Source organism: Janthinobacterium sp. PSPC3-1 (assembly GCF_049896105.1).
In the GTDB taxonomy this organism is placed as follows: domain Bacteria; phylum Pseudomonadota; class Gammaproteobacteria; order Burkholderiales; family Burkholderiaceae_D; genus Janthinobacterium.
In genome coordinates, this window is the sequence record NZ_JAFCTQ010000003.1 from 254,055 (window position 1) to 279,518 (window position 25,464).

25 protein-coding genes and 2 tRNA genes are annotated in these 25,464 nt (G+C 64.4%); 18 read left to right on the forward strand and 9 right to left on the reverse strand.

The genetic code is table 11. From position 1 onward, the window contains the following. The first annotated feature begins 96 nt into the window (after positions 1-96). Together greA and ACP7B7_RS05720 are read left to right on the forward strand one after the other, a co-directional pair. The gene (greA, locus tag ACP7B7_RS05715) at positions 97-573 is read left to right on the forward strand and encodes a transcription elongation factor GreA (RefSeq protein WP_308920198.1); all 477 of its coding nucleotides are present in this window, start codon (positions 97-99) and stop codon (positions 571-573) included. Next, complete coding sequence (locus tag ACP7B7_RS05720; protein WP_426075998.1) at positions 573-1,016, forward strand: DUF4149 domain-containing protein; 444 nt, start codon at positions 573-575, stop codon at positions 1,014-1,016. The genes greA and ACP7B7_RS05720 overlap by 1 nt, the downstream gene beginning before the upstream one ends. 90 nt (positions 1,017-1,106) lie before the next feature. Here ACP7B7_RS05720 and ACP7B7_RS05725 read toward each other — a convergent pair whose 3' ends face one another. After that, the gene (locus ACP7B7_RS05725) at positions 1,107-1,577 is read right to left on the reverse strand and encodes a YhbY family RNA-binding protein (protein WP_308920200.1); all 471 of its coding nucleotides are present in this window, start codon (positions 1,575-1,577) and stop codon (positions 1,107-1,109) included. Positions 1,578-1,619: 42 nt separating this feature from the next. On the opposite strand from ACP7B7_RS05725, the gene ACP7B7_RS05730 reads away from it, so the two are divergent. The 6 genes from ACP7B7_RS05730 (at position 1,620) to ACP7B7_RS05755 (ending at position 7,047) form a co-directional block, all read left to right on the forward strand. After that, on the forward strand, positions 1,620-2,303 hold the full coding sequence (locus ACP7B7_RS05730) for an RlmE family RNA methyltransferase (protein WP_034757436.1): 684 nt from the start codon (positions 1,620-1,622) through the stop codon (positions 2,301-2,303). A 200-nt stretch (positions 2,304-2,503) separates the two neighbouring features. Continuing rightward, entirely contained in the window at positions 2,504-4,384 is a 1,881-nt protein-coding gene (ftsH, locus tag ACP7B7_RS05735; protein WP_308920202.1) for an ATP-dependent zinc metalloprotease FtsH, read from the forward strand. 100 nt (positions 4,385-4,484) lie between these two features. Then, positions 4,485-5,330 carry a dihydropteroate synthase gene (gene folP / locus ACP7B7_RS05740; protein ID WP_426075999.1) on the forward strand — a complete coding sequence of 282 codons (846 nt, stop codon included), beginning with the start codon at positions 4,485-4,487 and terminating at the stop codon, positions 5,328-5,330. A 37-nt stretch (positions 5,331-5,367) separates the two neighbouring features. Continuing rightward, positions 5,368-6,705, forward strand: a complete 1,338-nt coding sequence (glmM, locus tag ACP7B7_RS05745; RefSeq protein WP_308920204.1) for a phosphoglucosamine mutase — start codon at positions 5,368-5,370, stop codon at positions 6,703-6,705. A gap of 93 nt (positions 6,706-6,798) precedes the next feature. Then, positions 6,799-6,875, forward strand: a tRNA-Pro gene (locus ACP7B7_RS05750). Positions 6,876-6,972: 97 nt separating this feature from the next. Beyond that, positions 6,973-7,047: transfer RNA gene (locus ACP7B7_RS05755), tRNA-Arg, on the forward strand. Positions 7,048-7,097: 50 nt separating this feature from the next. Here ACP7B7_RS05755 and ACP7B7_RS05760 read toward each other — a convergent pair. Continuing rightward, positions 7,098-7,676, reverse strand: coding sequence for a GbsR/MarR family transcriptional regulator (locus ACP7B7_RS05760; RefSeq protein WP_308920205.1), 579 nt, complete (start codon positions 7,674-7,676; stop codon positions 7,098-7,100). A gap of 123 nt (positions 7,677-7,799) precedes the next feature. Between ACP7B7_RS05760 and cydD the strand changes: the two genes are divergently transcribed. The 5 genes from cydD to cydX are packed head-to-tail and all read left to right on the forward strand — an operon-like array spanning position 7,800 to position 14,075. Beyond that, the gene (cydD, locus tag ACP7B7_RS05765) at positions 7,800-9,476 is read left to right on the forward strand and encodes a thiol reductant ABC exporter subunit CydD (RefSeq protein ID WP_308920206.1); all 1,677 of its coding nucleotides are present in this window, start codon (positions 7,800-7,802) and stop codon (positions 9,474-9,476) included. Beyond that, the gene (locus tag ACP7B7_RS05770) at positions 9,473-11,149 is read left to right on the forward strand and encodes an amino acid ABC transporter ATP-binding/permease protein (protein WP_426076000.1); all 1,677 of its coding nucleotides are present in this window, start codon (positions 9,473-9,475) and stop codon (positions 11,147-11,149) included. The genes cydD and ACP7B7_RS05770 overlap by 4 nt, the downstream gene beginning before the upstream one ends. 48 nt (positions 11,150-11,197) lie before the next feature. Further along, positions 11,198-12,772 carry a cytochrome ubiquinol oxidase subunit I gene (locus ACP7B7_RS05775; RefSeq protein ID WP_308920208.1) on the forward strand — a complete coding sequence of 525 codons (1,575 nt, stop codon included), beginning with the start codon at positions 11,198-11,200 and terminating at the stop codon, positions 12,770-12,772. 11 nt (positions 12,773-12,783) lie between these two features. Further along, positions 12,784-13,938, forward strand: a complete 1,155-nt coding sequence (cydB, locus tag ACP7B7_RS05780; RefSeq protein WP_308920209.1) for a cytochrome d ubiquinol oxidase subunit II — start codon at positions 12,784-12,786, stop codon at positions 13,936-13,938. 23 nt (positions 13,939-13,961) lie between these two features. Continuing rightward, the gene (cydX, locus tag ACP7B7_RS05785; protein ID WP_308920210.1) at positions 13,962-14,075 is read left to right on the forward strand and encodes a cytochrome bd-I oxidase subunit CydX; all 114 of its coding nucleotides are present in this window, start codon (positions 13,962-13,964) and stop codon (positions 14,073-14,075) included. Positions 14,076-14,095: 20 nt separating this feature from the next. Here cydX and ACP7B7_RS05790 read toward each other — a convergent pair whose 3' ends face one another. Beyond that, positions 14,096-14,308: a hypothetical protein gene (locus tag ACP7B7_RS05790; RefSeq protein ID WP_308920211.1), complete on the reverse strand. Its 213-nt coding sequence runs from the start codon at positions 14,306-14,308 to the stop codon at positions 14,096-14,098. Between the two features lie 131 nt (positions 14,309-14,439). Here ACP7B7_RS05790 and ACP7B7_RS05795 point away from each other — a divergent pair, with 131 nt between their 5' ends. Beyond that, positions 14,440-15,165 carry a hypothetical protein gene (locus ACP7B7_RS05795; RefSeq protein ID WP_308920212.1) on the forward strand — a complete coding sequence of 242 codons (726 nt, stop codon included), beginning with the start codon at positions 14,440-14,442 and terminating at the stop codon, positions 15,163-15,165. Here the strand turns inward: ACP7B7_RS05795 and ACP7B7_RS05800 are convergent, their stop codons facing one another. Continuing rightward, positions 15,166-15,732, reverse strand: coding sequence for a methylated-DNA--[protein]-cysteine S-methyltransferase (locus tag ACP7B7_RS05800; protein WP_308920213.1), 567 nt, complete (start codon positions 15,730-15,732; stop codon positions 15,166-15,168). A 79-nt stretch (positions 15,733-15,811) separates the two neighbouring features. Here ACP7B7_RS05800 and ACP7B7_RS05805 point away from each other — a divergent pair, with 79 nt between their 5' ends. Beyond that, entirely contained in the window at positions 15,812-16,564 is a 753-nt protein-coding gene (locus ACP7B7_RS05805) for a nucleotidyltransferase domain-containing protein (RefSeq protein ID WP_426076001.1), read from the forward strand. On the opposite strand, the gene ACP7B7_RS05810 is transcribed toward ACP7B7_RS05805, so the two are convergent. After that, entirely contained in the window at positions 16,561-18,795 is a 2,235-nt protein-coding gene (locus ACP7B7_RS05810) for a TonB-dependent siderophore receptor (RefSeq protein ID WP_426076002.1), read from the reverse strand. The genes ACP7B7_RS05805 and ACP7B7_RS05810 overlap by 4 nt on opposite strands. A gap of 288 nt (positions 18,796-19,083) precedes the next feature. Between ACP7B7_RS05810 and ACP7B7_RS05815 the strand changes: the two genes are divergently transcribed. After that, a complete protein-coding gene (locus tag ACP7B7_RS05815; protein ID WP_426076003.1) occupies positions 19,084-19,977 on the forward strand; it encodes a hypothetical protein in 894 nt (297 codons plus the stop codon). Between the two features lie 51 nt (positions 19,978-20,028). Here the strand turns inward: ACP7B7_RS05815 and ACP7B7_RS05820 are convergent, their stop codons facing one another. The 4 genes from ACP7B7_RS05820 to ACP7B7_RS05835 form a co-directional block, all read right to left on the reverse strand. Next, positions 20,029-20,427 carry a bacteriohemerythrin gene (locus ACP7B7_RS05820; protein ID WP_426076004.1) on the reverse strand — a complete coding sequence of 133 codons (399 nt, stop codon included), beginning with the start codon at positions 20,425-20,427 and terminating at the stop codon, positions 20,029-20,031. A 128-nt stretch (positions 20,428-20,555) separates the two neighbouring features. Further along, on the reverse strand, positions 20,556-20,708 hold the full coding sequence (locus ACP7B7_RS05825; protein WP_426076005.1) for a hypothetical protein: 153 nt from the start codon (positions 20,706-20,708) through the stop codon (positions 20,556-20,558). A 161-nt stretch (positions 20,709-20,869) separates the two neighbouring features. Beyond that, a complete protein-coding gene (locus ACP7B7_RS05830; protein ID WP_426076006.1) occupies positions 20,870-21,055 on the reverse strand; it encodes a hypothetical protein in 186 nt (61 codons plus the stop codon). A 105-nt stretch (positions 21,056-21,160) separates the two neighbouring features. Next, on the reverse strand, positions 21,161-23,707 hold the full coding sequence (locus ACP7B7_RS05835) for a PepSY domain-containing protein (protein WP_426076007.1): 2,547 nt from the start codon (positions 23,705-23,707) through the stop codon (positions 21,161-21,163). Between the two features lie 249 nt (positions 23,708-23,956). Between ACP7B7_RS05835 and ACP7B7_RS05840 the strand changes: the two genes are divergently transcribed. Beyond that, positions 23,957-24,466 (forward strand): sigma-70 family RNA polymerase sigma factor, encoded by a 510-nt coding sequence (locus tag ACP7B7_RS05840; protein WP_426076008.1) that lies wholly within the window; start codon positions 23,957-23,959, stop codon positions 24,464-24,466. Then, positions 24,456-25,439, forward strand: a complete 984-nt coding sequence (locus ACP7B7_RS05845; protein ID WP_426076009.1) for a FecR domain-containing protein — start codon at positions 24,456-24,458, stop codon at positions 25,437-25,439. The genes ACP7B7_RS05840 and ACP7B7_RS05845 overlap by 11 nt, the downstream gene beginning before the upstream one ends. Positions 25,440-25,464: the final 25 nt, after the last annotated feature.

A 25,464-nucleotide genomic window follows, 5' to 3' on the forward strand; every position in this document is an offset into this window, starting at 1 on the left:
AGTTCCGTGCAGAGCAGCGCGCGGCCTCTGTGGTTTTCACTTGGTGACGTCGTTTGCACGACCTGACACTGATAACTAGCAGATAGTAGAGATAACATGACCTCAGTCCCATTGACCAAATTCGGCGCAGAACTCCTGAAAGAAGAGCTGCATCATTTGAAGACCAAGGAACGCCGTATCGTCATCGATGCGATCGCCGAAGCGCGCTCGCACGGCGACCTGTCGGAAAACGCCGAGTACGATGCCGCCAAGGAACGCCAGGCCTTTGTCGAAGGCCGTATCGCCGAACTCGAAGGCAAGCTGGGCGCCGCACAGATCATCGACCCGACCACCCTCGACGCGGAAGGCCGCGTGGTGTTCGCCTCGACCGTAAACCTGGAAGACCTGGAGTCGGGCCAGAAAGTGACCTACCAGATCGTCGGCCTCGATGAAGCCGACCTGAAGCTGAACAAGGTTTCCGTCACGTCGCCGATCGCCCGTGCGCTGATCGGCAAGTATGCCGGCGACGTGGTCGAAGTGCAGGCGCCGTCCGGCCCGCGCGAATACGAAATCCTGGAAGTACTGTACATCTGATGCTCACGCGCATCCGCATCCTGGTTGCCACCCTGTGGGCCGGCAGCCTGTGGACCATCGGCTTTGTCGTCGCGCCCACCTTGTTTGCTACCTTGAGCGACCGTGTATTGGCTGGCAATATTGCCGGCAGCATGTTCCGTGCCGAGGCCTGGCTGTCGGTCGCCTGCGCGGTGATCCTGCTGGCCCTGCTGCAATGGGCGCCCGGCGCGCTGGAACCCAAGCGCCGCCGCCTGCTGGGCGCGCTGGTGCTGTCGATGCTGGTGTGCGCGCTGGTCAGCCATTTCGGCATCACGCCGCTGATGGCCGAACTGAAGGCGCAGGCGCCGTCGGGCATCATGGACGACGCCATGCGCAGCCGTTTCGGCATGCTGCATGGCGTATCGACGCTGGTGTTTGCAGTGCAGAGTCTGCTGGCGGGTGTGCTGATCTGGAAACAACACTGACCATGCTGTAATGGCAATAAAAAAGCGGAGCAGGGAAAATCCCTTGCTCCGCTTTCTGTTTCAACCGCCTGGCGGCGGCCGAGGGTGGGCTTACTTGCTGCCCAGTGCGCTTTTCTTGGCGCTCTTCTGGCGCGGCTTGGCACGCTTGATGGAGCCGCCTTCGGTGACGCGCTCATTGCCCTTGATCATGACTTTCGTCACGCTCGGGCGCTTGGTGCCGCTGGCGCTGGCTTTGACGATGGTCACTTCGCGCATGCCCTTGCCGGAACTGATCTTCTCCTTCACCACTTCTTTTTTCGGACGGTAGATTACCAGCAGTTTGCCTATGTGTTGTACCGGGGCGGCGCCGAGATTGCCGCAAATCGTCTCGTACATTCCGACGCGGGCTTCGCGGTCGTCGCCAAACACGCGCACTTTAATCAGGCCGTGCGAATCGAGGCCCAGGTCAATCTCTTTGAGGACAGCAGGTGTCAAGCCCGCTTCGCCGATAATGACGATAGGCTTCAGCGCGTGTGCTTCGGCGCGCAGTGCGCTGCGCTCAACGGGTGTAAGTTTTAGCATAATAATTTTTAGTAATTCCCTTAAAAGCAGTATTCTACGCGAATGGCAAAGAAGAAATTAAACAAAAACTGGTTGCACGACCACATTAATGACCCTTATGTGAAGTTGGCGCAAAAAGAGGGCTACCGTGCCCGGGCCGCATACAAGCTCAAGGAAATCGATGAAGACGAGAAACTGATCAAGCCTGGCCAGGTGATTGTCGACCTCGGTTGCACCCCTGGCAGCTGGGCGCAATACACGCGCCGCAAGCTGGCCGGCAAGGATGGCGGCGGCGTCAATGGTACGCTGATCGGCCTCGACATGCTGGAGATGGAGCCGATCGCCGACTTTCATTTCATCCAGGGCGACTTCCGCGAAGCGCGCGTGCTGCGCCAGCTGGAAGTGGTGTTGCAAGGACGCAAAGTGGACCTGGTGCTGTCGGACATGGCGCCGAATCTGTCGGGCATCGCCACGGCGGACGCCGCGCGCATGGAACATCTGATCGACCTGGCCATCGAATTTTCACAGCTGCATTTGAAACCTTCCGGCGTGTTGCTGGTCAAGTGCTTCAAGGACATGGGTTTCAGCCAGATCGTGGAAAAATTCCGTGCTGAATTCAAGGTCGTGGTGCAAAAGAAACCGAAGGCCAGCCGCGACAAGTCGTCGGAAATCTTCCTGATGGGCCGGGGTATCAAGAATCCCTTGAAAAATGCCGTTGAAGAAGACGATTCCGCTCTTGATATTTAAGTCGGAATCCGCACATGGGAACGAGAAGTGCGGCAGTGGTGGTGGCCTATGGGCCTAAATTGTTTATACTGCACTTCTTGACGTGGGCGCGGGTATTTGGCGCACACGGATAGCCAGGCTTTGGCACGGCCTGCTTATTGCGAGTAAAATCGTGTTTCTAGCTATAGCAAAAAGATGCGCACTGCATCCAAGGAGTCTTCGTGAATAACATGTTTTCCAAATCTGCCATCTGGGTCGTCGTACTGCTGCTGCTGTTCATGCTGTTCAAGCAGTTCGATAGCCATGGCGCCACGGGCGGCAGCAAGGCCATCGCTTATTCCGATTTGCTGGATGAGGTCAAAGCCAAGCGCGTCAAGGATGTCGTGATCGAAGGTTCGTCGATCACCGCCAAGCTGATGGACGATACCAAGGTGCGCACCACTGCCACCAGCCTCGACAAGGGCCTGATCGGCGACCTGCGCGACAACGGCGTGCACTTCGACGTGCGTCCGCCCGAGGAACCATCGTTCCTGCAATCGATTTTTGTCTCCTGGTTCCCGATGCTGCTGTTGATCGGCGTCTGGGTCTTCTTCATGCGCCAGATGCAGGGCGGCGGCAAGGGCGGGGCTTTCTCGTTCGGCAAGTCGAAAGCCCGCATGATGGATGAAGCGAGCAACACCGTCACCTTCGCCGACGTCGCCGGTTGCGACGAAGCGAAGGAAGAAGTCAACGAAGTGGTCGACTTCCTCAAGGATCCGAGCAAGTTCCAGAAACTGGGCGGCCGCATTCCGCGCGGCGTGCTGATGGTCGGTCCTCCGGGCACGGGTAAAACCCTGCTGGCGCGCGCGATTGCCGGCGAAGCCAAGGTGCCGTTCTTCTCGATCTCCGGTTCGGACTTCGTTGAAATGTTTGTCGGCGTCGGCGCCAGCCGTGTACGCGACATGTTTGAAAACGCCAAGAAACACTCGCCGTGCATCATCTTTATCGACGAGATCGACGCGGTCGGTCGTCACCGTGGCGCCGGTACCGGCGGCGGCAATGACGAACGCGAACAGACCCTGAACCAGCTGCTGGTCGAGATGGACGGTTTTGAAGCGAATTCCGGCGTGATCGTCGTGGCCGCCACCAACCGCGCCGACGTGCTTGATAAAGCGCTGCTGCGCCCGGGTCGTTTCGACCGCCAGGTTTCGGTCGGCTTGCCGGACATTCGCGGCCGTGAACAGATCCTCAACGTGCACATGCGCAAAGTGCCTATCGGCACCGATGTCAAGGCCGATATCCTGGCCCGCGGCACGCCTGGCTTCTCGGGCGCCGATCTGGCCAACCTGGTCAACGAAGCGGCCCTGTTCGCCGCGCGCCGCAGCAAGCGCCTGGTGGAAATGTCGGATTTCGAAGACGCGAAAGACAAGATCTACATGGGTCCCGAGCGCAAGTCGATGATCATCCGCGAGGAAGAGCGCCGCAATACGGCGTATCACGAGTCCGGTCACGCAGTCGTCGCCAAGTTGCTGCCGAAAGCCGACCCAGTGCATAAAGTGACGATCATGCCGCGTGGCTGGGCCCTGGGTCTGACCTGGCAGTTGCCGGAACACGACAATCTGTCCGCCTACAAGGACAAAATGCTGGAAGAAATTTCCATCCTGTTCGGCGGCCGTATTGCGGAGGAGATTTTCGTCGGCCAGATGTCGACCGGCGCCTCGAACGACTTCTCGCGCGCCACCAAGCTGGCCCGCTCGATGGTGACCCGCTTCGGCATGTCCGACAGCATGGGCGTGATGGTCTACGAGGACAGCGAAAACGAAGGCTTCTTCGGTGGCGCCACCAAGACGATCTCGGAAGCGACCCAGCAAAAGGTCGACGCCGAAATCCGCAGCATTCTCGACACGCAATATGCACTGTCGCGCAAGCTCCTGGAAAGCAACCGTGACAAGGTCGAAATGATGACCAAGGCCCTGCTGGAATGGGAAACCATCGATGCCGAGCAGATCAACGACATCATGGCCGGCCTCGAGCCGCGTCCGCCAAAAGTCATTCCACCACGCCGCAATGCGGGTGACAGTGGCGCCGGCGGCATCTCGCCGAACGTGACGGCACCAGCCTGATTGTGACAGCCTGTTAAAAGGCGGCAATGGCAGGAAAGGGTAAGGAGCAATCCTTGCCCTTTTTCGTTACAACTCCACATCCTCCACCCTTCAAAGTTACATGCGACAGTATTTACAATTTGGCCGCTGCGGCTTCCAGCTGCAGGAGCAGGCGCCGGGCGGCAACGCGCTGGTGATGGGCATCCTGAACATCACGCCCGATTCTTTTTCCGACGCCGGCAAGTTCCAGCACCTGGAGTTTGCCCTGTCGCGCGCCGAGCAGATGATACTGGATGGCGCCGACATCCTCGATATCGGCGGCGAATCGAGCCGTCCCGGCGCGCCACCGGTGTCGCTGGCCGACGAATTGCAGCGCGTGATGCCGGTGCTGTATGCGCTGCGCGACTGCGGCAAGCCCTTGTCGGTCGACACCTACAAGCCGGAAGTGATGCGCGAAGCGATCCTGGCCGGCGCCGACATGATCAACGATATCAATGGCTTCCGCGCGCCGGGCGCCATCGACGCCGTGAAGGACAGTGACTGCGCGCTGTGCATCATGCACATGCAAAGCGTGCCCGAAACCATGCAGGACCGGCCCCAGTACGACGACGTGGTGCGCGAAGTCATCGAGTTCCTGCGCCAGCGGGTCGACACCATGCTGGCTGCCGGCATCGACCGCGAGCGCCTGTGCATCGACCCCGGCTTTGGTTTTGGCAAGACGGTCGAGCAGAATTACGCCTTGCTGCGGGCAACCAGGCAGTTGCGCAGCGAACTGGGCTTGCCGGTACTGGCGGGCCTGTCGCGCAAATCGATGATCGGGGCCGTCACCGGCCGTCCGGTCGAACAGCGGCTGGCGGGCAGCATTGCCGGCGCCATAGCCGCAGTCGCACATGGCGCGCAAATCGTGCGCGTACATGATGTGGCAGAAACCGTCGATGCGCTGAAGATCTGGCGCATGGCACATTGATCTTGTAAAATTTGCTATAAACATAAAAGAGAAGAATATGACACGCAAGTATTTTGGTACCGATGGCATCCGCGGCCTGGTGGGCACGGCTCCGATCACCCCCGACTTTGTCATGCGCCTGGGCTACGCGGCCGGCAAGGTGCTGGTCAAGGCACAAAACAGCAAGGTGCATCCAACCGTGCTGATCGGCAAGGACACGCGCATTTCCGGCTATATGCTGGAAGCGGCGCTCGAGGCGGGCCTGGCGGCGGCCGGCGTCGACGTGATGCTGGCCGGCCCCGTGCCCACGCCGGCGATCGCCTACCTGACGCGCGCGCTGCGCCTGACGGCCGGCGTGGTGATCTCCGCCTCGCACAATCCCTACCATGACAATGGCATCAAATTCTTTTCCGGCCAGGGCACCAAGCTGCCCGACAGCCTGGAGCAGGAAATCGAAGCGGCTCTGGACCAGCCGATGGATTGCGTGCCGTCCGAAAAACTGGGCCGCGCCAAGCGCCTGGACGACGCCTCGGGCCGCTATATCGAGTTTTGCAAGAGCACTTTCCCGAACGAGCTCGACCTGCATGGCCTGAAGATCGTCGTCGATTGCGCGCATGGGGCCGCCTATCAGATCGCGCCCCACGTATTCCATGAACTGGGCGCCGAAGTCATCGCCATCGGCAACAAGCCGGACGGCTTCAATATCAACGCCGGCTTCGGCGCCACCGCCACCAAGGCGATGGCCGCGGCCGTCGTCGAGCATGGCGCCGACCTGGGCATCGCGCTCGACGGCGACGCCGACCGTTTGATCATGTGCGACGCCACCGGCCGCCTGTATAACGGCGACGAGCTGCTGTACGTGATGGTCAAGGACCGCCTGGCCACCGGCCCGGTGGCGGGCGCCGTCGGCACGCTGATGACCAATATGGCGCTCGAAGTGCTGTTCAAGGAGCGGGGCATCGGTTTTGCGCGCGCCAAGGTGGGCGACCGCTACGTGCTGGAAGTCATGAAAGAGAAGGGCTGGCTCCTGGGCGGCGAAGGTTCCGGTCATTTGCTGTGCCTGGACAAGCACACCACCGGCGACGGCATTGTGTCGGCGCTGCAAGTGCTGTCGGCGCTCAAGCGCAGCGGCCAGAGCCTGCAACAGTGCTTGAGCGAACTGGTGCTGTTCCCGCAAACCCTGATCAATGTACGCGTGGCGCCCGGCACCGACTGGAAGCAGAACGCCGCCATGGTGGCCGAGACCGCCAAGGTGGAAGCCGAGCTGGGCGACACCGGCCGCGTGCTGATCCGCGCGTCCGGCACGGAACCGCTGATACGCGTGATGGTTGAAGCGAAGGATGCGGTCAAGGCCGAAAGCATGGCCAAACGCATCGCCGACAAGCTCGCGGCGTAATTGCTCGCGCCAGAGGGGAGATCGATAGTTATTTCCATCTATTTCGCCTCTGGCAATTGACGAAATTGTTGCCAGGCTTTATTATCTTGTCTTCGGAGTGTGGCGCAGCCCGGTAGCGCACCTGGTTTGGGACCAGGGGGTCCAAGGTTCGAATCCTTGTACTCCGACCAAAGTCATAAAACGGGCTGTCAGAAATGACAGCCCGTTTTTCATTGCAGGCAGGGATAGGCAATCCTGCCTTTGCATCAGTTAAAATACTGCACCTCTCCGCCCATCGTTCAACGGATAGGACAACGGTCTTCTAAACCGTGAATGGGGGTTCGATTCCCTCTGGGCGGACCAGCGATCGCTGGCCCTCGATGCGCTCGCGCATCCGCATAGATTCTCAGCCTCTACTCTTCTTCTTTCTTGTTCCCCGCGCCAAACAGGCGATCCTTGGCATTCAACAGCTTTTGTACCTTGGCGCCCATCTTCATCAGCTGCGCCATCGATTCGGGCGACAGCCGCTGCAGGTCGTCGAACCAGGTATTGGCCAGGTCGACCAGCTCATACATTTCGCGCATGCGCTCCTGCGCATACTTGTCGCCCGGCTCATTGGCCGGCGCCATCAGCGATTCGCGCAGCACCGTCAGGGTGGGCGCCACTTCGCGGCGGCGCCGTTCGGCCGCCACCACCCGGAAAATCTGCCACACGTCGCCCAGCGACGAGAAATACTCGCGCCGGTCGCCGGGAATGCGCGTCAGCCGTATCAGGCCCCAGCCCTGCAATTCCTTCAGGCCGATGCTGACGTTCGAGCGCGAAAAACTCAGGTGCTCGGCGATTTCATCGGCATGCAGCGGCTGCTCCGACACGAACAGCAGGGCATACACCTGGCCCACCGTGCGGTTGAAGCCCCAGCGGCTGCCCATCTCGCCGAAATGGCTGACGAAGGTCAGGATCAGCGGCGTCATTTCAATATTGTGAGTTTTCATAATTATCTGGAAGTTTTGCACTCGATTGATGGCAGGTCAATTGATATCTGTCACGTTTCGCAGTATTATACAAAAAATCGAATTTACAGAAATCTCTGAAAACTCAAGAAATACGAATAAAACATGAACGCCATGCCTCCTGTCTTGCCACGCTTTGTCCTTCCCCGTCTCGCCAGCCTGGTACAGGGCGGTGCCGCATTGCTGTGGTTGCCGCAGGCGGCCTTGCTGGCCTCGGCCATTGTGGCGATGACGGCGGGTGCCGGCTGGCGCGCCGCGCTGCCGCCGGCCGCCGGCGTTCTGCTGTTGGGCCTGCTGCGCGCCGCCGGCGAAGCGTGGGGCGCGCGCGCCATGTATGCGGCCGCGCGTGCGCATTTGTCCACGCTGCGCGCGCAAGTGGCGCTGGTCCTGGCGCGGCGCTCGCCGCTGGACCGCCAGCGTGCCCAGTCGGGCCAGGCCGCCAGCGTGATCGCCGAGCAGGCCGAAGCCATCGTGCCCTACCTTGTGCGCTACCAGCCCACGCGCTGGAAAGTGCTGCTGGTGCCGCTGGTGATCCTGGCCGCCATCGCGCCGCTGTCGTGGCTGGCCGCCCTGATCCTGCTGGTCGCCGCGCCGCTGATACCGCTCTTCATGGCGCTGGTGGGCATGGGCGCGCAGGCGGCCAGCCGTGCGCAGATGGTGGAAATGGGCGGCATGAACGCCTTTCTGCTGGACCGGCTGCGCGGCCTGGCCACCCTGCGCGCGCTGGGCGCCGTCGACGCCACCGCCGAACGGCTGGACGCCAGCGCGCAATCCGTGCGCCGGCGCACCATGGCCGTGCTGCGCATCGCCTTTCTGTCGTCGGCCGTGCTGGAACTGTTTTCCGCGCTGGGCGTGGCGATGGTGGCGGCATATATCGGTTTTTCGCTGCTGGGCACGTTCAACTTCGGCAGCTGGGGCGGCAAGCTCACCTTGGGCCAGGGCATGTTCATCCTGCTGCTGGCGCCGGCCTTTTTCGAGCCGCTGCGCGAACTGGCCGCCGTCTGGCACGACAAGGCGGCCGGCGAGGCGGGCCTGGCCGCTCTGGCCGACCTGGCCGAGGGCGGCCTGGCCATGCCTGGCCATGGCGCGGCAGACGCCATTGAAACCGCCCTCGAACACGCCGCGCCGCCTGCCGTGCACCTGCAGCAGCTGCAGTTTGCCCATGCCGGCGAAGCGCCGCTGTTCGACGGTCTCGACTTGCAGGTGCGTCCTGGCGAACACCTGGCCCTGCTGGGCGCCAGCGGCGCCGGCAAGTCCACCTTGTTGTCGCTGATCGCCGGCTTGCTGCCGGCCGATGGCGGCGCCATCCGGATTGCCGATGTGGTGCTGGACGATGCCACGGTTGCCGGCCTGCGCCGGCGCATGGCCTGGATGGGCCAGCGGCCGCACGTGTTTGCCGCCTCCGTCAGCCAGAACGTGACTTTGGGCCGCGCCGAGGCGGATGCCGGCCGCGTCGGCGCCGCACTGCATCTGGCCGAACTGGCCGGCGTATCCCAGGCGCAGCCTGGTGTCATGCTCGGCGATGGCGCGCAGGGCCTGTCCGGCGGCGAAGCCGTGCGCCTGGCGCTGGCCCGCGTGGCGATCCATCCGCACGCCGACCTGCTGCTGGTCGACGAGCCGACAGCCCACCTCGACAGCGAAACGGCGGCGCGCGTCACCGATGCGCTGCTGATGCTGGCCAAAGGCAAAACCATGATCGTCGCCACCCATGACCCGGTGCTGGCGGCGCGCCTGTCGCGCCGCGTGCTGCTGGGCGTGCAAACCCGGGAGCTGCAGGCATGAAAACCACCTTGTTACGTCATCCCCTGTTGCGCCAGCTGTTGCTGGGCCAGCCGCGCAAGATGCTGCTGGGCGCCGCGCTGTCGGCCCTGACGGTGGTGGCCGGCATGGCGCTGCTGGGCCTGTCCGGCTGGTTCATCACCGCCACCTCGATCGCGGGCCTGGCCAGCAGCACCGCGCTGGCGTTCGATGTGTTTGCGCCCTCGGCCGGCATCCGCCTGCTGGCGATCGGGCGCACCGGCACCCGCTATGCCGAGCGGCTGGTCACGCACGACGCCACGTTTGCCGCGCTGGCCGCCATCCGCGTGCACCTGTTTCGCCGCTGGTCGCTGCCCGCCGCCGGCAACCGCTTGCTGCGCCAGCCGGCCAGAATGCTGTTTCGCCTGACGGCCGATATCGACGCGCTGGAAGCCTTGTACCTGCGCCTGCTGGTGCCGGTGTGCACGGCCGTGTGCGCGGCCCTGCTGGCCGGCCTGGCGCTGGCCTTTCTCGACCTCGCCCTGGGCGTGGTGTTTGCCGCCTGGCTGGTGACCAGCGGCGGCGCCATCGCCTGGCTGGTGCTGCGCCGCGCGCGCCGCCATGCCGCCCAGCGGTCGCGCGGCGTGGAAAAATTGCGTTCGGGCGCGATCGACCTGGTGGCCGGCCAGACCGACCTGGTGATGGCCGGGCGTGTCGCCGCGCAATGCCAGGCCCTGGCGCAGATCGACCAGTCGCTGGCGGCCACCGATATCGCCCTGCAGCGCCTGGACGCCAACGCCGGCGCCGCCTATGGCGCGGTGGGCAGCCTGACCCTGGCCGGCGTGCTGCTGGCCGCGGCCGCCCTGGTCGAACAGCAACAGATCGGCGTGCCGGCCGCGGCGCTGGCGGTGCTGCTGGCCTTGACCGCGATGGAGCCGTTTGCCGGCCTGCGCCGTGGCGCGCTGGAAGCGGGGCGCATGCTGCTGGCGCTGCGCCGGCTCCATCCCCGCGCGGAAGAACAAGCGGCGCAATCGGCGCCGGCCACGGCCGGCTTGCACCTGGAGCAGGTCAGCGCCTGCCACGCCGGCAGCCACGCCGCCGTCGTGCATGGCGTCAGCCTGGCGATGGCGCCCGGCGAAAAAGTGGCGCTGATCGGCCCCAGCGGCGCCGGCAAGTCGACCTTGCTGGCCCTGGCCGCGCGCGAAATCGCGCCCCTGTCCGGCACCGTCCGCGCGCCGCGCGCCTGCCTGTTTACCCAAAGAACCGAGCTGTTCCAGGACAGCCTGCGCGACAACCTGCGCCTGGCCGACCCCGCCGCCGACGATGCGCGCCTGTGGCACGCCTTGCAGGCGGCGGGCCTGGCGCAGGAAGTGCGCGCGCTGGCCCAGGGCCTCGACACGCCGCTGGGCGAGGGCGGCCTGGGCCTGTCGGGCGGCCAGTCGCGCCGCCTGGCGCTGGCGCGGCTGTTCCTGCACGACGCGCCTTTGTGGTTGCTCGATGAAGCCACCGAGGCGCTCAATGCCGACACGGCCGGCGACGTGCTGCGGCGTTTGCGCGAGGAGAGCGGAGGGCGCACCCTGCTGATCGCCACCCATTTGCGGCGCGAGGCGCAACTGGCGGACCGGCTGCTGACGCTGCGCCATGGCCGCATCGTCGGCGATGTGCGGCGCGGCACCCCCGAATTTGACCAGGCACTGCGCGGTTTGCGGGCCGATTGACCGTTTTGTAGCACCGCTGTATTCACTTAGGAAACAAACAGGAACATCATGGACCTCGATATTGTTGCATTATCAAGACTGCAATTTGCGCTGACAGCGCTCTACCACTTCATTTTCATTCCGCTGACCATCGGCTTGTCAGTGATCCTCGCCATCATGGAAACCGTGTACGTGATGACGGGCCGCACCATCTGGCGCGACATGACCAAATTCTGGGGCGTGCTGTTCGGCATTAACTTCGCCATGGGCGTGGCCACCGGCATCGTGATGGAATTCCAGTTCGGCATGAACTGGAGCTACTACAGCCATTATGTGGGCGACATTTTCGGCGCGCCGCTGGCGATCGAAGGCTTGATGGCCTTCTTCCTGGAAGCGACCTTTGTCGGCATCTTCTTCTTTGGCTGGGATAAATTGTCCGCGCGCGGCCATCTGGCGACCACCTGGCTGGTCGCCATCGGGTCGAATTTCTCGGCCCTGTGGATATTGATCGCCAACGGCTGGATGCAGAACCCGGTCGGCGCCGCCTTCAATCCGCAAACCATGCGCATGGAAGTGACCGACTTTGGCGCCGTGCTGACCAATCCGGTGGCGCAGGCCAAGTTCGTGCACACGGTGTCGGCCGGCTATACGGTGGCCGCCATCTTCGTGCTGGGCGTGTCGGCCTGGTACTTGCTCAAGGGCCGCCACGTGCAACTGGCCAAGCGCTCGATGACGGTGGCCGCCGCCTTCGGCCTGGCGGCGTCGCTGTCGGTGGCGGTGCTCGGCGATGAAAGCGGCTACCTGGCGTCCGAACACCAGAAGATGAAACTGGCCGCGATCGAGGCGATGTGGGAAACCGAACCGGCGCCAGCCGCATTTACGGCCATCGGCTTTCCCGACGAGGCCGCGCGCGAGACGCACTATGCGCTGCATATTCCGATGGTGATGGGCCTGATCGGCACACGCTCCCTGAATACCGAAATTCCCGGCATCGCCCAGCTGGTCGAGCGCGGCGAGCTGCTGATACGCGACGGCATCAAGGCCTATGACGCACTGCAAACCATCCGCGCCGTGCCGCCCGGCGGCGTGGTGCCCGAAGCAGCGACGGCCATGTTCGAATCGAAAGGCCCGTCGCTCGGTTACGCCTTGCTGCTGAAACGCTATGTCGACGATCCGCGCCTGGCGACACCCGAACAGATCGCCCGGGCCGCGCGCGACACGGTGCCGCCGGTGGCGCCCTTGTTCTGGTCGTTCCGCGTGATGGTGGGCCTGGGCATGTTTTTCATCTTGCTGACAGGAACCTTCTTCGTACTGTCGGTGCGCCGCACCCTGGACGCCCACCGCTGGCTGCTGAAAGTGGCCGTGTTCGCCATCCCGCTGCCATGGGTGGCGGCTGAAGCGGGCTGGATCGTGGCCGAGCTGGGCCGCCAGCCCTGGGTCATCGAAGGCGTGCTGCCGACCGCCGTGGCGGTGTCGAACCTGGGCGTGACGACCTTGCTGATCACCATCGCCGGCTTTGCCGCCATCTATACGGTGCTGCTGGTAATCGAAATGAAGCTGATGCTGAAAACCATCCGCAAGGGACCGGACGAGCATGCGCCCGTCGCGCTGTCTGCCGCCCCCGCCACCGTACAACCTGCCTGAGGAGTCGCATCGTGATTTTGCATGAACTGATTTCGTATGAAACCCTGCGCCTGATCTGGTGGCTGCTGATCGGCGTGCTGCTGATCGGCTTTGCCGTCACCGACGGCTTTGACCTGGGCACCGGCATCTTGCTGCCGTTTGCCGGCAAGACCGACCTGGAACGGCGCATCATCATCAACAGCATCGGTCCCGTCTGGGAAGGCAACCAGGTGTGGCTGATCCTGGGCGGCGGCGCCATCTTTGCCGCCTGGCCGCAGCTGTATGCGGTCTCGTTCTCGGGCTTTTACCTGGCCATGTTCGTGATCCTGGTGGCGCTGATCCTGCGCCCGGTGGCCTTCAAATTCCGCAGCAAGCGCGAAGACGCCCGCTGGCGCGCGCGCTGGGATATCGCGCTGTTTATCGGCGGCTTCGTGCCGGCCCTGATCTTTGGCGTGGCGATGGGCAATGTGCTGCAGGGCGTGCCGTTCCGCTTTTCGGACGACATGCATATCTTTTACGAAGGCAGCTTCTTTGGCCTCTTGAACCCGTTTGCACTGCTGGCCGGCCTGGTGTCGGTGGCGATGCTGGTGATGCACGGCGCCACCTGGCTGCAGGTGAAAACCGAAGGTCCAGTCGCCGAACGGGCGCGCGCCTATGGCAGCGTGGCGGCGATCGCCACCGTGGTGCTGTACGCGGCTGCCGGCGTGGCGCTGTGGGCCATGGTCGATGGCTACCGCATCACCAGCGCGGTCAGCGTGGCCGGTCCGTCGAACCCGATGTTCAAGACGGCCGAAGTGGCGGCCGGCGCCTGGTTCGCCAACTATGCGGCCCATCCGTGGACCTGGGCCGCGCCCGTGCTGGGCCTGGCCTCGCCGCTGCTGGCGCTTGCCATGCTGCGCCTGCGCCGCGCCGTGCCGGCCCTGCTGGCCAGCGCGCTGGGGATTGCCGCCATCATCCTCAGCGTGGGCGCGTCGATGTTTCCATTGATCCTGCCGTCGTCGCTGGACCCGCGCGCCAGCCTGACGGTCTGGGATTCCTCGTCCAGCCACATGACCCTGTTCATCATGCTGGTGGCCACCACCATCTTTATTCCCCTGATCGTGGCCTACACCAGCTGGGTTTATAAAGTGTTGTGGGGCAAGGTCGATGGCCAGGCCATCGAAGACGGCTCCGGCCACGCTTACTAATCATTTACTGTAAAGGAATCATCATGTGGTATTTCGCCTGGATACTGGGCCTTCCGCTGGCGGCGATGTTCGCCGTGCTCAACGCAATGTGGTATGAAATGGTCGATGGCGATACGACGCCTGAAAAATATCGCTGACACTGCAAACAGTGCCGTCGCTATAACAGGATAAATTCGCCCCGGATGCGCAGTTTCATGCCGCGCGGTGCGTCGGCCCCGGCCGCTACCGCCCAGGCCGTCACCCATTGCGCGCAGCGCAGCCGCGCCTGCGGATTGTCATGCAGGCGCAGCCGTTCGAATGCCTGGTCCATGCGCATGGCCAGGTAGAGGGACTGTTCCATTGCATCGGCTTGTCTGCTGAAGTGGCGCATGGTGCTTCCTTTCATGACTGAACGGCTGCGGTGGGGAGTTTTCTGTTTCCTCCTCTATATACGCCGCCGCGGCCGCTTTGGATGCAGCGCAGTGCTACACTGCGCACCATTCTTTTGATTGGACCCGCATCATGACCACCACGCTTTCTTCCTTGCCCTACCGCGCCACTGCCGGCGAGGCCTGCAACTGGCTGCAAACGCAGACCGGCACGCCCTGGACCCTGGCGCGGCTGCTGGAAGAGGGGGGCTTGCCGTATGTGTGGATCGCGCATTCCGATGAATGGGCCGAGCTGTTCCACGATGGCGTGACACGCTATGCGGCACCGGTGGTGTTTATCGACGACAAGCGGCACCTGGCCGCCGGCGGCAGCGATGTATGGCTGCGTTTTACGCGCGATTCCGGCAACCTGGCGATTGCCCTGAAGGAGCCAGGCTTGCGCGCGTCCCTGGACGGCCTGCATTTCCAGGAACGCGACCTGCTGAAGCTGGTGAAGGAGTTGCTGGACCCCACGCCGGCCGAGCCTGAAAAGCCGCCGGTGATGGAAAGCCAGATCCTGAAAGGGCTGGAGCGCAACGAGATCCTGCAAGCGTTTGCCGGCGTGGGTGGCGGCAAGCTCAACCTGGAACAGGGCATGCTGAAAGGCGAGGGCGTGTTTGGCGACGATGGCGCGCGCGTGCGCAAGAATTCGCGCGGCGGCAAGAACAATTATCTATGGAATCCCGTCACCCTGGCCTTCGGCCTGCACGATGTGCACCGCGTGCCGATGCCGCATCTGAAAAAAGCGTTTGCCACCCAGCCGCTGTTGCGCCCCTGGAAAGCGGCCTGGCTGGAGTCGCTGGCCTTGCTGGGCGAGTAATCAGAAAAGGGTGCCCTGCGCCAGGTCGACCTGTCTGGCGCGCCGCGTGGCCAGCCCGGTTTTTTGCGCCTCTTGCTCGCTGGACAGGCCGATGCCTTCCAGCGCCAGCAGGGTTTGCTTGGCCTCCAGGCCACCCGCAAAGCCCGTCAGCGCGCCGGTGGCGCCGATCACCCGGTGGCAGGGCGCGATAATCGACACGGGATTCCTGCCATTGGCCGCACCCACCGCGCGCACGGCGGCCGGCCGGCCGATCTGGCGCGCGATCTCGCCATAGCTGCGCGTTTGGCCGAACGGGATCGTCAGCAGCGCCTGCCATACCTGCTTCTGGAAATCCGTGCCCAAAAAATCCAGCGGCACGTCAAACTGCTGGCGCGTGCCGGCAAAATACTCGCGCAATTGCTGCTGCGTTTGCAGCAGCACCGGATGCGCGCCGTCTTCGCGCAACTCGCCCAGGCGAACCCGGGTCGGCTTGTCGTCCTGCCACAAAATGGCCGCCAGCGCATCGCCGCGCGCCACCAGGGTCAGTTCGCCCACCGGTGAGGGCATAATCTTGTAGACACAGTGCATGGCCATTCCTTGTCAGCGACGATGGTGTCCAGTTTATCAGGAATAAAACCGGTGTAGCATGGCGGCAGGGAGGATGTTAATGGAAGCGATTGCAACTTACGAAACAATCCGCGCGCGGGCCATGCGGCTGGTGCAGGAACGTTATCCGGGCGCCGTGGCGGCGATCATCGGTGGCTCGTTCGCCACCGGCCGGCAGACGGCCACGTCCGATATTGACTTGCTGTTGCTGTTCGACCATGTGGAAGCCGCCTGGCGCAGCACCATTGTGTACGAGGGGCAGACCGTCGAATTGTTTGCCCATGACCTGGGTACGTTCCGGTATTTTTGCGAGCAGATCGACGCGCCTGGCGGCAAGGTGCCGCTGGCGATGATGGTGATGGAAGGTGAAAATATTCTGGCCGCCAGCGCGCACCATGCCGGATTGCTGGCGCTGGCGCAAGCGAGCCATGCGGCCGGGCCGCCACCGCTCGATGCAGGGAACTTGCGGCAGCGCCGCTATGCGATTACCAACGCGCTGGAAGACCTGGTCGACAGTCGCCATCCCGGCGAAGCGATGGCGGTGGCCTGCGGCCTGTATGGCATGCTGGCCGACCTGCATCTGCGCGCGGCCGGCCAGTGGAGCGGCGGCGGCAAGCATCTGTTTCGCCGCCTGCAGGCTTGCGATGCAGCCATCGCCGCGCAACTCGACAGTGCCCAGAGGTTATTGGCCAGCGACTTGGCGGCCGGCCAGCAAGCCTATGCGCAAGTGGCCGGCGCGATACTGGCGCCGGCCGGCGGTCCTCTGCTCGAAGGCTACGACCTGCCGGCGCCGGCGCACTGGCGCAGCAGTTAAAACGTGGTGCGCAAGCTCAGGTTGACATTGCGCGGCTCGCCCCAGAACACGCTGTCATAAAAGCCCACGTTGCGGTAGTACTTTTTATCCAGCAGGTTGTTGACGTTCAGCTGCACCGTCGTCCTGGGCGTCACGATGTAACTGGCCATCAGGTTGTACAAGGTATAGCCCGCCTGCGGAATCGTCGCCGCGGTACGCGTTGGTGGCCGGCCATACCAGCTTTTGCTGTAGGTGGCGCTTTGCGCGGTGGCGCTGCCGCCCACTTTCAGGCCTTGCCAGCGTCCGTCGAAGCGGTATGCCGTCGACAGGCGCAGCAAGTGGCGCGGCTGGTTCGGCACGGCGCGCTTGCCGTCGGCGTCCTCGGCCTTCAGGAAGGTATAGCCGCCGCTCGCTTCCCAGCCCGGCGCCAGCTGGCCAGACACGTCGAATTCGATGCCCCTGGCGCTGATGCCCTCGCCATTGGCCACGTAGGCCGAGCCGCCGCCCGGCAGCACAAAACCTTGCGGCACCGTGGTGTCGAGTTCTGCCAGGTTCTTCTTTTTCACTTTGAAGACGGCCGCCGACGCGTTCAGCTTGCCGTCGAAAAATTCGGCTTTCACGCCCGCTTCCAGGTTATCACCCGTTTCCGGGTCGAGAAAATGGTTGTTGCGGTCGCGGTTCGACTGCGGCGTGAACAGCTGGGTGTAGCTGGCATAGGCCGAGTATTGCGGGCTGATGTCGAACACCACGCCCGCATATGGCGTGATTTCATTGCGCGTTTCGGAAAAATCGCTGCTGCCGGTGTAGACGCCGCTGGTGTTCCAGGCCCGCGTTTCGGTGCGGTAGTTGCTGGTGCGCGCGCCGGCGATCACGTGCAGGGAATCGGCCAGGCTCAGGCGCGTGGCCACGTAGCCGCCGGCCAGGCGCGTCACGTCGCGCGTGTAGGAGCCGTCCGGCGTGAAGACCGGTTTGGGGATATTGCCGGTCCATGTGCGGTAATCGGGCACGGCGGCCGGGTACAGTATCGTCGCCTCGCCGCCCAGCGACTTCGAATTCGTATTGCCGCCATTCCAGCCAACGATGGCGGTGTGCTTGCGGCCCAGCAAGGAGAACGGGCCGCTGGCATACAGGTCATAATTGTCGGCCGTGCTCTTGCCTTCGCCCCAGGCGCCCGTCCACAGGCGCATGCCGGTGCCCGTTTGCGGATTAGGATAGCCGGCGCCGGCATAGGCCACCGTGGTGTTGTTGCTGCTTTCCGTGCGCGCATAGCCCAGGTGCAGCTTCCAGTTGCCGGGCAGATGCTGGTCCAGCGCGGCGAACACGGTGTGCTGGTCGTTGGCCCAGGTGCTCCAGGGCGTGGTCAGGCTGGTATTGCGCGGCAAGTTGGCCAGGCTGCCGTCCGCATTCCAGTAGGGCACGGCGCCCCAGGTGGCGCCGGTCGGCGTATTGTCCTGGAAGTCGATACCGGCCGTCAGGAGGGTGCCGGGGCGCAGGTCCGCTTCCAGCACGGCCATGCCGACCGTCTTGCGTTCGTGGTACATATCGAAATAGGAATCGCGTTCCTGCCAGGCGGCGGTGGCGCGGCCGCGTACGCTGCCATCCTGGCTGAACGGCGTGGAAATGTCGGCTTCCACGCGGTGGTTGTCCCAGCGGCCCAGGCTGGCGCCGGCGCTGGCCTGGAAGGTTTTGGTGGGGCGCTTGCGTATCATGTTGATGGTGGCCGACGGGTCGCCCGTGCCGCCCATCAGGCCGTTGGCGCCGCGCACCACTTCTACCCTGTCATACAGCACCGTATCTTGCAGCGGCGAATTCGAACCGCGCGGCATGCCGTCGACCTGGATATTGTTGATGCTGAAACCGCGCGCATAAAAACTCGTGCGTTCGCTGTCCTGCTGGCCCACCTGGATGCCGGTGGTCAAGCCCAGCGCCTGGTCCAGGCGCACGGCGCCCAAGTCGTCGAGCAGCTCGCGCGTGATGATGCTGACCGACTGCGGCGTTTCGCGCAGCGACAATTCCATGCGCGTGGCGCTGCGCGCTGCGCCGCTGGTGTAGGACTGCGTGCCTTCCGTGGCCTGGGCCGCCTGGCCGGTGATGGTGATTGCTGGCAAGGTCGGGTCGGCGGCGGCATCTGGCGCGGCCTCGGCCGCGTGCAGCGGCAGGCAGGCGCCGGCGGCCAGGCTCAGCAGGGTAAGGCGCAGCAGCCGGGGCAGCAGGCGCAAGGCGGGGCGGGTGGTACGGGCGTGTAAAGACATGATCATCCTGGATATTTTTGGTTGTGGGTGTTCTATCGCTTCTGGCGCGAGGCGCAGTGGCTGGTGGGGTGGCGTGCTGCCGGCCCGGCCTGGCTTGGATATCGGTACAGTGATTCTGACTATGTGAATGAGAATCATTATCAATATAAATCTTATTGATTAAATGAGCAAGTATTTGCACCGCAACGGTGCATGCAGTGTTGCAAATCAGTCCATGGTCGCCTGTGCACATGGCGCAAACGGTTCTGCGATAATGCAGACAGGATATTTGCCAGATGAAGGAATTGCATGCGTAGAAGAATCGGGATCGGGATCGCCTGTGCCGGATGGCTGTGCGCCATGTCGCCTGGCCATGCGCAGGAAGCGCAGACGCCGCCGCCGGCCGTGACGGTGCAGGAACAGCCGCCGCTGCCGCAGCAGCAGCAGGAACTGCCGGCCACTCCCGCACCCGCCGCCCCGCCGGCGCAAGACGCCACCCCGGCCGTACCCGCACCGGAACCCGTGGCGGCGGAACTGCTGGAAGTGACGCCGCAGTCGGTGACGGTGACGGCCAGCAATATGGCGGCACCGCCGCGCGTGCGCTTCACGGCCTATCGCGACAGCTATCTGACGGCAAAAAAAGTGTGGCAGGTATCGCGCGGCAATGTGGTGATGGCCTTGCGGCTGATCCCGGCCAAGCTCAGCGCCACCATCGACGATGTGCGCGTGGCGCTGCAGGGCGATGGCGCGCCGGTGGCGATCAAGGTGGGCGAGGGCGGTGTCTTTATCGTGCCGATCAATGACGAGATCGCCGCCCAGGGCGGCAGTTTCCTGGTCAACAAGGGCAAGGGGGAATTGACGGCCAATATGGTGATCCAGCCCTCGGTGCCGCGCGACGCCTGGACGGTGGCGCGGGTGGCGCACGTCCTGCACGACGCCAGGCTGGCCGTGCATGCGATCACGCCATGGTACAAGCGCCTGTTTGCCAGCGAAGTGCAGTCGCTGGCCTTTTGCACACCCGAGCGGGGCAGCGCCCTGCAACTGATGCAGGACCAGCAGCTGATCGCCACCCTGCCGATGAACGATGCCGCCGTCAACGACATCAACCAGCCCGTGTATTGCAAGATGTTCGATGGCGAAGACAAATATCCGGGCCATTACCGCCTGGTCATGCCCGAGCAGGCAACGGTACTTATCCTGTAAGCTTTACGACGCCTGACAACACCGACGCGCAGCAGGTTTGCTTGGGCGTCATCAACTAGGCTGGCGATGGACCAGTTCCAGCGCCGCGGCCAGTGCCAGGTCCATCGTGGCCTGGTGAAACAGCAGCCATTGCGGCAGCAGGGTCAGCGCATGGCGGCCCTGTTCCACGTCGCCCTCGTCGACGGCGGCCCAGGCGTGGTGCAGGCCGCTGAGCACGCGCGCATGCTGCTCGCGGTGGTTGGCCAGCGAGGGAAAGCCGATTGCCTCCATCAGGTCTTCTTCCTCGCGGAAATCGCGTTCCACGGCCGCGATCAACTCGCGAAAGCCCACGCTGAATTGCGGGTCGGCCAACTGCGCCAGCCGCGCCAGTTCGTCAAACAGCGCTTCGTGCGCCTCGTCGATGGCGGGAACGCCCAGCGCCATGTCCTGTTTCCATTGAGATGTCAACATGCCAGCTCCTGTGTCAGCCCATGGTCGGGCTGACCGGGCTTTTCAAGTGTGGGCGCGCTGAACGTGAAAATCCATGATCTGGATCAAAAGTTCAATGGGATCAAACGCAGATAACGGCCATCAGCGCGTCAGCGTTGTGGCCAGTGCGACCACATGGCATGGGCATCGACATTCGGCGTCTGCAACACTTGCGCCAGCGAGGGACTGGACCGGTGCAGCATCACCGGCACCAGCATCAGGGACGACAGGGCAAGGCAGGCCAGCACTTTGAGCGTCAACATGATCATCTCCCGGCAGGCCGGCGGCGGCGCGGGGATGCGGCGCCAGCCGGTTTGCGATGACATCATGCTTGCAGTTTAGGTCAGATGGCGATAAGTTCAACTTATTGCTGTGATGCACTGCACCAAGCCGTGGCCTGCCTTGCAGCTACTTTTCCTCGCCGCTACTTTGCCTTGCGGCCCTTGCGCGGCTTGCCCGCCGCCGGCAGGAAGGAATCGAACCATACCTGCGTCAGCTGCCGCGTGTTCTTTGCCGCTTCACGCTTGATGGCGGCCGTCGCATGGCCGCGCGCCGTGTTGGCGACGCGGTTGGCGGCGCTCAGGTACATGCTCATCCAGGGGTTTTTCATGGCACACCTCACAGTGGAAAGATGGCCCCACTGTAGTCCGATGGCGTGGCACTACCGTGCGGCGCCCCACACAGGGCGCCGGGTTTGATCATCGTTTGTGCCAGATCAATAAACGTCGCGGCGGTAGCGTCCTTGCGCGCGCAAGTCGTCCAGGCCCTCCTGGCCCAGCACCTCCAGCAGTACCGCATCGACGCCGGCCGCCATGCCCTGCAGGCTGCCGCAGACATACACGATGGCGCCGTCCAGCAGCCAGGCGCGCAATTCAGCGGCTTCACTGCGCAGGCGGTCCTGCACATATTCCTTGTGGTCGCCATCGCGCGAAAAGGTGCGGTCCAGGCGCGCCAGGTGGCCGTTTTGCAGCCACGCTTCCAGTTCCTCGGCGCAGACGCTGTCGGCGCTCCGCTGGCGCTCGCCGAACAGCAGCCAGTTGCGTGCCAGCCCCGCCTGCCGGCGCGCACGCAAATGGGAACGCAGGCCGGCCAGGCCCGAGCCGTTGCCGATATAGATGCACGGCACTTCGCTCAGCGCCGGCGCGAAGGCCGGGTTCGCTTGCAGCCGCAGGCGGATCTCGCCGCCCAGCGGCGCGAACTGCGTCAGCCAGCCCGAGGCCACGCCATAGCCGCCATTGTTCTCGCCCTGGTGGCGTTCCTGGCGCACCAGCAGTTGCAGTTCGCCATCGTGCGGCATGGACGCCAGCGAATAGCTGCGCGGCGCATGCGGCACGCTGCCGCCGCTGTCTTCGCCTTCGCTGCCATCGATATTGCACGCGATGATTTCCGCCAGCGCGCCGGCTTCCCAGCTGGCGCCGGCAGGGCCGGACAAGCCGATTTCAAACAGCTGGCCACCCTGGCTGCCGGGATTGAGCAGCACGCGGCGCGTCAGACGCCACGCTGCATAGGACGCTTCCTCCTGGCGGCCGATGGCGTCGATCGGGCTGCCGCTGGTGCGCGCCAGCGCCTGCGACCAGGCGGCCAGCGCGTGGGCGTCGTGCTTGTCGACTTCGATCAGCGGGAACAGCGGCGTCGCGCCCAGGGCTTGCAGGCGCAAGTCCAGCGCATGGCCGAAGCCGCAGAACTCGCTGTAATGGCGGTCACCGAGGGCCAGCAAGCCAAATTCCAGGCCGGCCAGGGCGGGCGCCTTGCTGTCATCGAGCAAGCGCGCAAAGCGGCGCGTGCCGTCCGGCGCTTCGCCCTCGCCAAAGGTGCTGGCGACGATCAGCGCCCGTTCGTACTGGCGCAGCTGGGCGGGAGATAATTGATCGAGCGACTGCACGTCGACCGGCACGCCGGCCTGCTGCAGGGCGCGCGCGCTTTCCAGCGCCAGCCTTTCGGCCTGGCCCGACTGGCTGGCGTAGGCCACCAGGGTCGGCAGGGCGCTGACATGGGGGCCGGGCGCGCCGGCGCCCAGCATGGCGCGCTGGGCGGCGACGGCGCGCTTGGCCTTGCGCCGGCCCAGGTACAACATCCAGCCGGTGATGCCGAACAGCGGCATGCACAGGCTGGCGACGGTAACGATAATGCGCCCCGGCAAACCGAAATAAGTGCCCATGTGCAGCGGGTAGATAATGCTGACCAAGCGCGAACCTTGCCCCTGCTGGCCATACGGCTTGTCTTCGGTGATGCTGCCGTCGGCCGGCGAGATGGCCATGGTGCTGCGCGCGCGGTCGTGCGGCGCGTCGGCCGCCAGCCAGGTGAACTGCACGGTGTCGTTTGGGCGCGTCGGCATGCGCACGGTGGCCAGGGTCCAGGCGCCGGCGCGTTGCTGGAACGTATTCCAGGCCAGGGCCGTGTCTATCGCGGCGCGCGCCGTTTCCGGCTTTTTCTCGCGTGCCGGTCCTGGTTTGGCGGGCGCCTGCGCCACGCGCGGCGGCTTGCCGGCCCAGGCGTCGATATTGTCGCGCACGATATCGTAGCTCCAGTACAAGCCGGTCAAGGTCAGCATCACATACACCACCAGGCACCAGGTGCCGATCACCGAGTGCAGGTTCCATAAAAACGAGCGGCCTTTCAGGGCCGGATCGAACGTCAGCCAGGTGCGCCAGTCGAGCGGGCGGCGCGGCCAGCGCAGGTACAGGCCCGACAGCGCCAGGCCCAGCAGGCACAGCGCCAGCGCGCCCAGTACCTGGCGGCCCGGTTCGCGCGGCAGCAGCAGCCAGCGGTGCAGCGATTCGGTCCACTCGAAAAAGCCCGCGCCCTGCAACGCCGGCCGGGTCGCGCCCGTGTACGGGTGCACATATACGGATTCGCCACGGCGCTGGCCGGCCTTCGGCGCAAAGAACACGCGCGGCGCGGCGCCAGGCTCGGCATACACAGTGATGGACGCGACCCGCTGGCCGTGTTCGGCGGCCGCCACGCTGGCCAGCTGGCCGGGCGTGAGCGCGGCGCGCGTTTCCACCGGCACATGGCGCACGCCGGGATTCATCACATCCAGCAATTCATCCTTGAACGAAATGGTCGCACCGCTCAAGCCGATGATCATCAACACGGTGCCGGCTGTAATCCCGATAAACCAGTGCAGCTGGAACCAGACCTGCTTCCAGGTCCAGTCCGGCAATAAACGCCGTTGCCGCGTGGCGGCGGGCGCGGCCTGTGGCCTGGCCGGCGCGGTGGTATCGTTGCCGGCGCGGGGCTGGGGCAGGGAAGAAATAGTCATCAATGGGCTTTCGATGGCGTCTGCGCGCAGCTGGAACGCGCATCATGAACGAGAAAGGCTGACATATTATCGCAAATGAGAACCATTCGTAAAAAAGCTGCGCCGGAAAATGTTGTTCGATGGCGGCAGTCGCCGGCAGGCCAATTTACAAGCACGCCCGATTATGTGAAAATGCAAATAGTTCTCATTCATATGTCATCGATCATGTTGATCGGGCCGCCAGCGGTCTTTCCCTTGAGTCGTCTCCCCGTGTCCACACTGTCTCCCGCCGCCGATGTATTTTCCGCCCTGTACGCCAGCCACCATGGCTGGCTGTACAACTGGCTGTGGCGCAAGCTTGGCTGCCGCGATGGCGCGGCCGACCTGGCGCAGGACACCTTCGTGCGCATGCTGGCGGCGCAGTCGGCCGACAGCCTGCGCGAGCCGCGCGCCTACCTGAGCACGGTGGCCAATGGCTTGCTGGTCAACCACTGGCGCCGGCTGACCCTGGAACGCACCTTCCTGGCCGCCCTGGCCAGCCGTCCCGAGTTGACGGCGCCGTCGCCCGAAGAGCGTGCGCTGGTGGTGGAAACCCTGTGCCGCATCGACGCCATGCTCGACACCCTGTCGCCGCGTGCGCGCCAGGCTTTCTTGCTGGCGCAGATCGACGGCCTGACCTATGCCCAGATCGCCGTGCAGCTGGAAGTATCGGAGCGGATGGTCAAGAAATACATGGCGCAGGCCATGCTGCAATGCATGTTGTGCATGGATGATGCCTGACTACGCCATTCTGCAGGAGGCGGCCGAGTGGTTTGCCGTGCTGCGCGGCGAAGACGCCGGCCAGGCCGAGCGGCAGGCCTGGGCCCGCTGGCATGCCAGTTCTCCCGCGCACCAGGCCGCCTGGCGCAGGGTGGAAGCGGTCAGCGCCGAATTTCGCGTGCTGCCCGGCGAGCCGGCCCGCATGGCGCTCGACGATGCCGGGCCGCGCGCGCGCGAAGCGCAGCGCCGCCGCCTGGTCAAAGGCTTGCTGACCCTGTGCCTGGCAACGGGCCTGGGCGGCGCCGGCCTGCTGCGCCGCGATACGCGCGCCTGGATCGCCGGCGTGCGGGCCGGTCAACAGACGCGGGTGGGCGAAATCCGCCGCACGGCCCTGCCTGACGGCTCGCAACTGTGGCTCAATACGGCCAGCGCGCTCGATATCGACTACACCGCCAGCCTGCGCCGCATCGCCCTGCATGGCGGCGAGATCCTGCTCGACTCGGCCAGGGACGACCATCTGCCGGCCCGCCCGCTGGTGGTCGATACCGTGCACGGCCGCCTGCGCGCGCTGGGCACGCGCTTTACCGTGCGGCCCGATGGCGACGCCACCTTGCTTGCCGTCTACGAGGGCAGGGTGGAAGCGGCGCCGCGCGATGGGGGCGCCACCCGCATCGTGCCGGCCGGCTTGCGGCTGCGCCTGTCCGCCGATGGCGCCGGCCAGCCGTTTGCCCTCGATCCGAATGCCGCCGCCTGGACCGAACATCGCCTGGTGCCCGACCAGATGCGGCTCGACGATTTCCTCGCGCAATTGTCGCGCTACCGGCGCGGCCACCTGGGCTGCGCGCCCGAAGTGGCCCATCTGCGCCTGGTCGGCAGCTACCCGCTGGCCGATACCGATCGCATCCTGGCCGCGCTGGAGGCCACCTTGCCCGTCAAGGTGCGCCGTCTGCACGACTGGTGGGTGACGGTCGAACCGCTGGCGCAAAATAAATAGAATATTTTTCACGCGGCGGTTCCCT

Excerpts from the sequence above, each read along its gene's own strand:
- cydD (WP_308920206.1), top strand. The coding sequence starts at position 7,800 with ATGAACGCCATGCCTCCTGTCTTGCCACGCTTTGTCCTTCCCCGTCTC.
- glmM (WP_308920204.1), top strand. The coding sequence starts at position 5,368 with ATGACACGCAAGTATTTTGGTACCGATGGCATCCGCGGCCTGGTGGGC.
- ACP7B7_RS05720 (WP_426075998.1), top strand. The coding sequence starts at position 573 with ATGCTCACGCGCATCCGCATCCTGGTTGCCACCCTGTGGGCCGGCAGC.
- ACP7B7_RS05790 (WP_308920211.1), bottom strand. The coding sequence starts at position 14,308 with ATGCGCCACTTCAGCAGACAAGCCGATGCAATGGAACAGTCCCTCTAC.
- ACP7B7_RS05820 (WP_426076004.1), bottom strand. The coding sequence starts at position 20,427 with ATGTTGACATCTCAATGGAAACAGGACATGGCGCTGGGCGTTCCCGCC.
- ACP7B7_RS05800 (WP_308920213.1), bottom strand. The coding sequence starts at position 15,732 with ATGCACTGTGTCTACAAGATTATGCCCTCACCGGTGGGCGAACTGACC.
- ACP7B7_RS05810 (WP_426076002.1), bottom strand. The coding sequence starts at position 18,795 with ATGTCTTTACACGCCCGTACCACCCGCCCCGCCTTGCGCCTGCTGCCC.
- folP (WP_426075999.1), top strand. The coding sequence starts at position 4,485 with ATGCGACAGTATTTACAATTTGGCCGCTGCGGCTTCCAGCTGCAGGAG.
- ACP7B7_RS05770 (WP_426076000.1), top strand. The coding sequence starts at position 9,473 with ATGAAAACCACCTTGTTACGTCATCCCCTGTTGCGCCAGCTGTTGCTG.
- cydX (WP_308920210.1), top strand. The coding sequence starts at position 13,962 with ATGTGGTATTTCGCCTGGATACTGGGCCTTCCGCTGGCGGCGATGTTC.
- ACP7B7_RS05845 (WP_426076009.1), top strand. The coding sequence starts at position 24,456 with ATGATGCCTGACTACGCCATTCTGCAGGAGGCGGCCGAGTGGTTTGCC.
- ACP7B7_RS05825 (WP_426076005.1), bottom strand. The coding sequence starts at position 20,708 with ATGTTGACGCTCAAAGTGCTGGCCTGCCTTGCCCTGTCGTCCCTGATG.
- ACP7B7_RS05725 (WP_308920200.1), bottom strand. The coding sequence starts at position 1,577 with ATGCTAAAACTTACACCCGTTGAGCGCAGCGCACTGCGCGCCGAAGCA.
- ACP7B7_RS05795 (WP_308920212.1), top strand. The coding sequence starts at position 14,440 with ATGACCACCACGCTTTCTTCCTTGCCCTACCGCGCCACTGCCGGCGAG.
- ACP7B7_RS05815 (WP_426076003.1), top strand. The coding sequence starts at position 19,084 with ATGCGTAGAAGAATCGGGATCGGGATCGCCTGTGCCGGATGGCTGTGC.
- ACP7B7_RS05835 (WP_426076007.1), bottom strand. The coding sequence starts at position 23,707 with ATGACTATTTCTTCCCTGCCCCAGCCCCGCGCCGGCAACGATACCACC.
- greA (WP_308920198.1), top strand. The coding sequence starts at position 97 with ATGACCTCAGTCCCATTGACCAAATTCGGCGCAGAACTCCTGAAAGAA.
- ACP7B7_RS05760 (WP_308920205.1), bottom strand. The coding sequence starts at position 7,676 with ATGAAAACTCACAATATTGAAATGACGCCGCTGATCCTGACCTTCGTC.
- ACP7B7_RS05830 (WP_426076006.1), bottom strand. The coding sequence starts at position 21,055 with ATGAAAAACCCCTGGATGAGCATGTACCTGAGCGCCGCCAACCGCGTC.
- ACP7B7_RS05805 (WP_426076001.1), top strand. The coding sequence starts at position 15,812 with ATGGAAGCGATTGCAACTTACGAAACAATCCGCGCGCGGGCCATGCGG.
- ACP7B7_RS05775 (WP_308920208.1), top strand. The coding sequence starts at position 11,198 with ATGGACCTCGATATTGTTGCATTATCAAGACTGCAATTTGCGCTGACA.
- ACP7B7_RS05730 (WP_034757436.1), top strand. The coding sequence starts at position 1,620 with ATGGCAAAGAAGAAATTAAACAAAAACTGGTTGCACGACCACATTAAT.